Source organism: Streptomyces sp. NPDC058632 (assembly GCF_042717095.1).
Classification (GTDB): domain Bacteria; phylum Actinomycetota; class Actinomycetes; order Streptomycetales; family Streptomycetaceae; genus Streptomyces.
Map to the genome: position 1 here is coordinate 1 of NZ_JBHXQZ010000213.1, position 1352 is coordinate 1352.

Annotated in this window: 1 protein-coding gene; it reads left to right on the top strand. The window is 69.8% G+C overall.

All coding sequences use genetic code 11. The features are described from left to right. The first annotated feature begins 860 nt into the window (after positions 1 to 860). On the top strand, positions 861 to 1220 hold the full coding sequence (locus ACFWVE_RS35035) for a hypothetical protein (RefSeq protein WP_384023316.1): 360 nt from the start codon (positions 861 to 863) through the stop codon (positions 1218 to 1220). Positions 1221 to 1352: the final 132 nt, after the last annotated feature.

Sequence of the window (1352 nt, forward strand, 5' to 3'; positions counted from 1 at the left end):
CTGCGTGTACCACTGCCCGGCAGTTCATCCCTGCCGGGCCCTGCTCGATCTCGACTACGAGAGAAACCATAACCACACCACCACCCAATGTCTACCCCAGCGATCACAGATTTCCGCCCGCCCGAAGAGGAGGTAACCCGCCTCAACCGGTCCGTGAACGGTCGGATCGGCCCCGAGGCCCAGCTCCGGCGCCCGGAGTGACCCACGGCAGCGGTCCGGCCCGAGGACCGAGCAGCTCGTGGAAGCCGTGCACGCCGGCGCTGGTGCCGCGATTCGCAGGCCGGCGCCCCTGCTGCCGTGTCAGCGCCCCGACCCGGATCCGCTTCTTCGGCCTGCGGCCACCCTCCCGTGCTCGCCCGACTGCTCGTGCTCGTCCGGTCGGTGGCGTCGCCCCGGATGGGCCGCCGTCCCGAACCGGCGCGGTCCCCGACTCGAGCAGGCGGTGGGCCGGCACCGTGCCGGGCGTACGGCAGCGTGCCGCCACGGGCCGGCCGGCTGCGGCCGTCAGTTTCTCCGGCAGGCACTGCGGCTCTGCCGGGCTGGCGGGTAGAGGGGCGGGGCACAGAGATCGGGTGGGCAAGGCCGGCATCGACGATCCAGGGAGCAGGGTGACCCTGATGAACGTGATGGGTCCTCAACGCCACAACCGTCGGTTCCACAAACGCCGTTGCCGACGCACGCGATACGGCACGGGCCTTCCTCACCTGCCCGCGACAGCCGGCCCCGGCCCATGGTCGACCGCCTCGCCTCCGCCACCGCGGTCACCCGCCGGACCTCCGGCGGCAAGACCGTGAGCGCCCGCCTTGCCCGGTAGCGCCACCGCTCAAGCAGCCGGGGGGGCGGTGAATATAATCTGCCTCATGTCGAAGCCTGACGAGCTGCTCGTTGACGTCGCCGCCCTGGTGGAATCCGGGCAGAGCAACCAGATGTCCCTGACCGTGGTCACCGGTGGTGCTGTCATCACCGGTCGGCTGGCTCCCGAAGCAGTGTGGAGGCTGAGGGTGTCGGATGTGCTCACGGATTCGGACCGCTTGGGCGAGTTCTCCACTGTCTTCAAGGCCCCCGCGAAGAAGGACGGGGCCCCTACGCATCTGCACTTCCATGTCGCCCGGATCCTGCAGGGCACGGTGGGGATCCCGGAGACGGGCGGGATGTACCGTGTGGCGATCGAGGACGTCAACGCCTGGACCGTGGGCGACTTCAGCTATTCCGACTTCTGAGCAGCCACTGCGGCGGGAACCCGTCGCAAGCGGTATGGGCCCGACCGGCGCGCCGGTCGGGCCCATACTGGTGTTCAGGTGTCGGCTTGTGTTCGTTCCCCGTCGGTCAGAGGGGCTGGGGGGTGCCGAGCA

What these genes read in the sequence shown, in the direction of transcription:
- ACFWVE_RS35035 (WP_384023316.1), top strand. Translation starts at nt 861, where the DNA reads ATGTCGAAGCCTGACGAGCTGCTCGTTGACGTCGCCGCCCTGGTGGAA.